Genomic DNA, 6,748 nt, shown 5'->3' on the forward strand with positions numbered 1-6,748 from the left:
TTACGCCATGAGGGTTCTTGTCGTCGAGGATGAGCGGCGGATGGCGGCCGCGTTGCAGCGGGGACTGCAGGCCGAGGGCTTCGCCGTCGACCTCGCCCACGACGGTGAGGAAGGGCTGCACCAGGCCAGGCACGGCGAGTACGACGTCGTGGTGCTCGACATCATGCTGCCCCGGCTGTCGGGCTACAACGTGTGCAAGCAGCTGCGCGCCGAGGAGAACTGGGTGCCGATCCTCATGCTCTCGGCCAAGGACGGCGAGTACGACATGGCCGACGGGCTGGACCTCGGCGCTGACGACTACCTGACCAAGCCGTTCTCGTACGTGGTGCTGGTGGCCAGGTTGCGGGCGCTGTTGCGGCGTGACGCCGGGCGGCGGCCAGCCGTGCTGGTGGCGGGCGACCTGTCGCTCGACCCGGCGCGGCGCAGGGTGCAGCGCGGCGAGACCGCGGTCGAGCTGACGCCGCGGGAGTTCGCGCTGCTGGAGTACCTGATGCGCAGGCGCGACGAGGTGGTGTCGAAGAGCGAGATCCTGGAGCACGTCTGGGACACCTACGACACCGACCCGAACGTGGTGGAGGTGTACGTGGGCTACCTGCGGCGCAAGGTCGACGCCCCGTTCGGGAGGAACGCGCTGCAGACCGTGCGCGGCGCGGGCTACCGGCTGGCGGGCGACGGTGGCTGACTCGCCGCTGGTCTGGTGGCGGCGGCAGGGGCTGCGCTTCCGGCTGACCGTGGTGGCCGCCGGGGTGCTGGCGCTCGCCCTGGCGGTGTCGGCGTCCGTCCTGCTGAGCGTGCTCGACCGGACGCTGATCGACCAGGTCGACTCCTCCACGCTGGCGCAGGCCCAGACCATCAGGGTGCAGGCCGACGCGGGCACCCTGCCCAGCCCGATCATCACCCACGACGGCACGATCGTGCAGGTCATGGACGCGGGCGGCCGCATCACCCACGTCACCTACGGCGCCGACAGGCTGGTCCCGCTGCTCGGCGCGCGGGCCAGGGCCGAGGTGCTGCGCGACGGCGGGGCCACGTTCGTGGACGGCCGGCCGCACGCGATCCCCGGCCCGCTGCGCGTGGTCGTGCTGAGCGCGGACCGCGGCCAGACCGTCCTCGCCGCCCGTCCGGCCGGTGAGATCCAGACCAGCCTCACCATGGCGGGCAGGGTGCTGTTCGTCGGCACGCCCGCGCTGATCGTGCTGCTGGCCGTGGCGAGCTGGCTGATCATCGGCAGGACGTTGCGCCCCATCGGCGCGCTGCGCAGGGGCGCGGCCGAGATCACGCACACGGCCAGGTCGCGCAGGCTGCCGGTGCCCGAGTCGCGCGACGAGGTGTACTCGCTGGCCACCACGCTCAACGACATGCTGTCGCGGCTGGAGGGCGCCGAGCAGCGGCAGCGGGCGCTGGTGTCCGACGCCGCGCACGAGCTGCGCAGCCCGCTCGCCAGCATCCGGCTGCAGCTGGAGGTCGCGCTCGGCCATCCAGAGGGCCAGGACTGGCGCGAGACCGCGGAGGGCGTCCTGGAGGACACCATGCGGCTGTCCAGGCTGGCCGAGGATCTGCTGGCGCTGGCCAGGCTGGACGAGCGCGGCGGCGTGCCCGCCCGCAGCGAGCCCGTCGACCTGGACGAGGTGGTGCGGCAGACGGTGGACCGCTACGGCGAGGTGCGCCTGACGGCCTGCGATCCGGTGGTGGTGCGCGGCGACGCGCTGGACCTGAGCCGGGTGCTGACGAACCTGGTCGACAACGCGGTCAGGCACACCACGTCCAAGGTGGAGGTGGCGCTGACGGCCGACGGGCAGCTGACGGTGACCGACGACGGGCCGGGCATTCCCGAGCAGGATCGGGAACGGGTGTTCAACCGGTTCACCCGGCTCGACTCCGGGCGCAGCCGGGACGAGGGCGGCGCGGGGCTCGGGCTGGCGATCGTGCGGGAGACCGTGCGTGCGCACGGGGGGAGCGTGCACCTGGAGGACGCCTCCCCCGGCCTGCGGGCCGTGGTGCGGCTGCCTGTGGTGCGGTAGCGATCCGGCCAAACCCCTTGGGGAAGAGAGGGGCCTGATACAGCGCCGGCGGTTGACACCCCTTGGGGACGAAAGGGGCCGGTCCTGCGCCGGTGGAAGGGCACCCCTTGGGGACGTAAGGGGGCCGGTACTGCACTTGCGGGACGAAGACCCTTGGGGACGAAAGGGTCTCCGGTTTCTGGAACGGGCTGGGCTGTCGCGGACCCCGTTCCGGCCGGGCGCGGCCGCGGCCGGGGCGTTGCGTCAGCGCCCGTCGAGCGAGGTCAGGCCGCCGTGCCCTTCTCCGCTGTGGCCAGGAAGTCCTGGGCGATCAGCGGCAGGCGGCGGCGGGCGTGCACGACGGCGATGACGCGGCGGACGGCGGGTTCCAGCGATCGGACCACCAGGCCCGCTCTGGCGGCCTGCTCGGCCATGCCGCGGTACCACAGCAGGGAGGCCTGGCCCGCGCGCACCGCGTTCAGCCAGCCGTTGCGCTCGTCGGTTTCGAGCACCACGACCGGGTTGACGGCGTACTTGCCGAACATCGCGTCGAACTCCCTGCGGCGGACGCTGCCGCGGGCGGGGAGCGCGAGGCGCATGCCGTCCAGTCTGTCCATGGGCACGGGGTTGGGCAGTTCGAGGCCGGGCGGGGAGATCAGCACGATCTCCTGCCGTTCGAGCGGGTGGGTGATCAGGTCGGTGGGCACGGGCAGGTCCGTGAGGCCGAGGTCGGCCCGCTGGTCCCTGATGGCGCTGACCACGGCCTCGCGGCCGTCGCAGCGGACGATGTGCACGCGCACCCCGGGATGCTCGGCCGCGTAGGCGGGGAGCAGGCGGCCGGCGAGGCCGGCCTCGAGGCTGGGCGTGGAGGCGATGCGCAGTTCGGCCTCCGTGATGCCGGCGTGGTTGGCGAGGCCCTCGATCTCGTGGACCGCGTCCAGAGCCTCCCTCGCCAGTTTCACCACCCGGCGGCCTTGCGCGGTGACCACCACACCGCGACCCGAGCGCGCGAAGAGCGTCATGCCGAGCTCTCGCTCAAGATCCCGGATCGCACGTGAAAGCGCAGGTTGTGCGATGTAGAGCGACCTGGCCGCGTCGGTCATGGTGCGGTGCTCCGCAGTCGCGACCACATAGCGGAGCTGCTGGAGATTCATGGCAATGAAGCTAGGACACCACCTGCCGCGCGGTCCGCGACATAGCGGAGATCACCTCGAATGATTTCGGACTGTAACCGTGCACGGCTACATCCGTGACGGGTGATAAAACAGTATGCTTCTGCCCCAAATTCGGCAAAGGTCCGAACAGTGACGCTCCAAGTCGCTCATTGCGGACGAGCGGGTCAAGGGGGAGACAGGGTGACAGGCAACGGGCACTATCCACCGCCGCCTCAGGAGCCCCGCCCGCCCCAACGGCCCCCGTCCCGTCCGTGGCCGCCACCGGGGTACGGCCAGCCCCGCCCGCAGGACGGTGGAGGCGCGTACGACCCGAACCCCCCGCAGGGCGAAGGAGGCTACGGCCAGACCCAGCCGCAGGGCGGAAGCGGCTACGGCCAGACCCAACCGCAGGGCGGAGGCGGGTACGGGCAGCCTCAGCCCGGGTACGGCCAGCCGTACCCTCCAGGGCCCGCACAGCCGCCGTACGCGCCTCAGCGCGGCAACCCCTACCCCCAGCAGCCTCCGCCCCCGCCGCAGGGCGCGCAGTGGCCGCCACAGCAGTCCGCGCCGCCCCCTCCCCCGCCGATGCCGCCGGCGCCCCCGATGCCGCCACAGGGGCCGTACGGGCAGTGGCCGCGGCCGAGGAAGAAGTCGGGCATGGGGGTGGTCGGCGTCATCGGCGCCGTGTTCGGCTCCCTGGCGGCCCTGTTCGTGCTGATCGTCATCGGCTCGGTGGCGTTCAAGGGCTCGTCCAGGCACACGCCGGTGGCGATCCCGTCGTACTCGTCGGACACGTCCCGCACGCCGTTCCCCGAGGAGACGACGAGCGACGACTCCTCGGACGAGCCCACGAGCCGGCCGTCGAGCGAGCCCAGCCCGACGCACTCGACCGAGCCCAAGACGACGGTCACGCTCAACACCAGCCTGAAGAACAACACGCTCTACCGCGCGGGCACGCTGCCGAGGATCAGCTGCCCGGCCGGCAACGCGAACGTCTTCAACCACAGCCAGCTCAAGGCGCTGATCCTGAAGACCGGCAGGTGCATGGACCGGGCGTGGGGGCCGATCATGCAGAGGCAGGGCATCCCGTTCAAGCCGCCGAGCTACGCGATCGCGGCCAGGCGCGGCAGGGGCGCCTGCGGCGACTACCCTGCGCCGGGCAACATGGTTCCGTACTACTGCCCGCGCAACAACACCATCTACGCCTCCACCTCGGCGATGGCCAGGGGCAACGGCAACGCCCGCGGCTACGGGCAGATCATCCAGTGGAACGGCGGGATCATCAGCATGATGGCCCACGAGTACGGGCATCACGTGCAGAACATCTCGGGCCTGATGGACTCGTGGTGGGACCAGACGTCCAGCTCGTCGAGCAGGAGCGGCAAGCTCGCGCTGAGCCGGAAGCTGGAACTCCAGGCAACCTGTTTCGGCGGCATGTGGATGCGCTCGGTAGCGGGGTCCTATCCGGTGAGCACGGCCAACCGCAGCCGACTGTTCTGGTTCTACGGGCAGGTGGGCGACTATCCGGGCTGGCCGCGCGACCACGGGACACCGGTGAACAACAACCGCTGGTTCAGGCAGGGCTGGGAGCGTAACCAGGCATTTCAGTGCAACACGTGGATGGCGCCGTCCTCGACGACGTCCTGAAGCGTGCACATGGTGTTCATCTCAGGTTGGGCACTTGTCTGTGATGTCCTTATATGGGGACTAGAATCCACACAATCTTATGCCCAACGGGGGGCAAAGCCATGGGTTTTGCCTGGTAGGCGTGTGAAGGAGCCGGTGTGAGCAAGCGCGATGGGGAAGACGCCGTGCCCGGAAGCAGAAAACCACGCGCCCCTCGCCGGTCTCGTCCCGCCTCGGACGCCCTCCCCCCTGAGGACGCCCCCGCCCAGAACACGCCCACGGTGGACGTCCGCGCCCAGAACACGCCCACGGTGGACGTCCGGGCCCAGGGCGCCCGGCCGAAGAACCCCCGGCCGAAGAGCGCCCGCACCAAGGAGACCCGGCCCGCCAAGGGAGCACGGCCCCGCGGCTCGGCGCCCCGTTTCGCCAAGCCGCTGACGCTGGGCTCCGTCGTCGGCTGGACCGCCCTGTCGGTGATCGTGCCCGGCGCGGCGCACCTGCGGGCCGGGCACCGCCGCACCGGGCTGGCGCTGGTCGGCGTGTACGCGGTGCTGCTGCTGGCGGCGCTGGCGTACGGCCTGACGCGCAACGAGAGCAACCTCACCGCGTTCGCCGGTGAGGGCGCGCAGGTGACAGTGATCGTCGTCGCCTCGGCCGGGGCGCTGGCCTGGTTCGCGCTGCTCGTGACGTCCTACGTGGCGCTCACCCCGAACCGGCTCAACCAGCAGGGGCAGATCGTCTCCGGCATCGTGGTCGGCGTGCTCTGCGTGTCGGTGATGGCGCCCTTCGCGCTGACCGCCAACACCGTGCTGACCTTCAAGGAGACGATCGACGGCATCTTCCCCTCGGCGCCCGACCCCGACGTGCCCGTCGTCGCCAGCGACTCCCCCGACCCGTGGGGCGGCAAGAAACGGGTGAACTTCCTGCTGATCGGCGGCGACGCGGCGGGCGACCGCACCGGTGTCAGGACCGACAGCATGAACGTGGCCAGCGTCAACACCGAGACCGGCGACACGGTCCTGTTCAGCCTGCCGCGCAACCTGCAGCACGTGCGCTTCCCCCCGACGTCGCCGCTGCACAAGCAGTTCCCCAACGGCTTCATGGCCGAGCTGCCGAACGGCGGCCTGCTCAACGAGGTCTGGCAGTACGCCAACGAGAACCCGCAGGTCATGGGCGGCCACGACAAGGGCCCCCGGGCGCTGATGGACGCCATCGGCTACACGCTCAACCTCAAGATCGACTACTACGCGATGATGAACATGTACGGCTTCGCGGACCTCGTGGACGCGATCGGCGGCCTGAAGATCCGCGTCGAGCGTGACGTCAAGTGGGGCGGCCACTTCGGCACCGCGGGCACGATCAAGGCGGGCTACAAGCGGCTCTCGGGCGAGGAGGCCCTGTGGTACGGCCGCTCCCGCGTGGAGAGCGATGACTTCTCCCGGATGGCCCGCCAGCGCTGCGTCATCGGCGCCTTCGCCCAGCAGGCCACCCCCGACAAGATCCTGCTGAACTTCACCAAGATCGCCGGCGCGGCCAAGCGCCTGGCTCGGACGAACATCCCGAAGCAGCTGGTGCAGCCGCTGGTGGAGCTCGCGGTCAAGGTCAAGAACGGCAAGATCACCAGCTTGCAGTTCGTCCCGCCGGAGTTCTACTCCGGCCGCCCCGACTGGCTGAAGATCCGGCGGGCGGCGGCCAAGGCGATCGCCGACTCGGGCAAGACCACCCGCCGCGCCGAGGCGGCCGACGTCACGGCCTCCCCCGGCTCGCCCTCGACGTCCCCCTCCACCTCGCCGTCGCGGGTCCACGCCGCCAAGCCGACGCAGACCCCGACGAGGAACAGCCAGGCCAAGTCCCTGTCGGAGCTGTGCGGCCTCTAGGGCGTGTCCCGTGGATCTTTAGTGGCGGTTTGGTGTAGATCAGTCCGGTGGAAGATTGCCTGAATCGTCATGATCTGACTGATGCCGAGTG

General features: G+C 70.6%; 5 protein-coding genes. 4 read left to right on the forward strand and 1 reads right to left on the reverse strand.

What is annotated here, in order from left to right:
* Nucleotides 1-7 precede the first annotated feature (7 nt).
* Nucleotides 8-682: a response regulator transcription factor gene (locus tag ABT294_RS45605; protein ID WP_350812758.1), complete on the forward strand. Its 675-nt coding sequence runs from the start codon at nucleotides 8-10 to the stop codon at nucleotides 680-682.
* Nucleotides 675-2,021 carry a sensor histidine kinase gene (locus ABT294_RS45610; protein ID WP_350812759.1) on the forward strand — a complete coding sequence of 449 codons (1,347 nt, stop codon included), beginning with the start codon at nucleotides 675-677 and terminating at the stop codon, nucleotides 2,019-2,021. The genes ABT294_RS45605 and ABT294_RS45610 overlap by 8 nt, the downstream gene beginning before the upstream one ends.
* Before the next feature lie 263 nt (nucleotides 2,022-2,284).
* Here the strand turns inward: ABT294_RS45610 and ABT294_RS45615 are convergent, their stop codons facing one another.
* Nucleotides 2,285-3,154 carry a LysR family transcriptional regulator gene (locus ABT294_RS45615; RefSeq protein ID WP_350812760.1) on the reverse strand — a complete coding sequence of 290 codons (870 nt, stop codon included), beginning with the start codon at nucleotides 3,152-3,154 and terminating at the stop codon, nucleotides 2,285-2,287.
* 201 nt (nucleotides 3,155-3,355) lie between these two features.
* Between ABT294_RS45615 and ABT294_RS45620 the strand changes: the two genes are divergently transcribed.
* Entirely contained in the window at nucleotides 3,356-4,801 is a 1,446-nt protein-coding gene (locus tag ABT294_RS45620) for a neutral zinc metallopeptidase (RefSeq protein WP_350812761.1), read from the forward strand.
* Nucleotides 4,802-4,938: 137 nt separating this feature from the next.
* Entirely contained in the window at nucleotides 4,939-6,657 is a 1,719-nt protein-coding gene (locus ABT294_RS45625; RefSeq protein ID WP_350812762.1) for an LCP family protein, read from the forward strand.
* The last annotated feature ends 91 nt before the right edge of the window (nucleotides 6,658-6,748 follow it).

The sequence above is a fragment of the Nonomuraea sp. NPDC000554 genome, assembly GCF_040300065.1.
GTDB lineage: Bacteria > Actinomycetota > Actinomycetes > Streptosporangiales > Streptosporangiaceae > Nonomuraea.

Coding starts and splice junctions, on each gene's coding strand:
- ABT294_RS45615 (WP_350812760.1), bottom strand. CDS start 3,154: ATGAATCTCCAGCAGCTCCGCTATGTGGTCGCGACTGCGGAGCACCGC.
- ABT294_RS45605 (WP_350812758.1), top strand. CDS start 8: ATGAGGGTTCTTGTCGTCGAGGATGAGCGGCGGATGGCGGCCGCGTTG.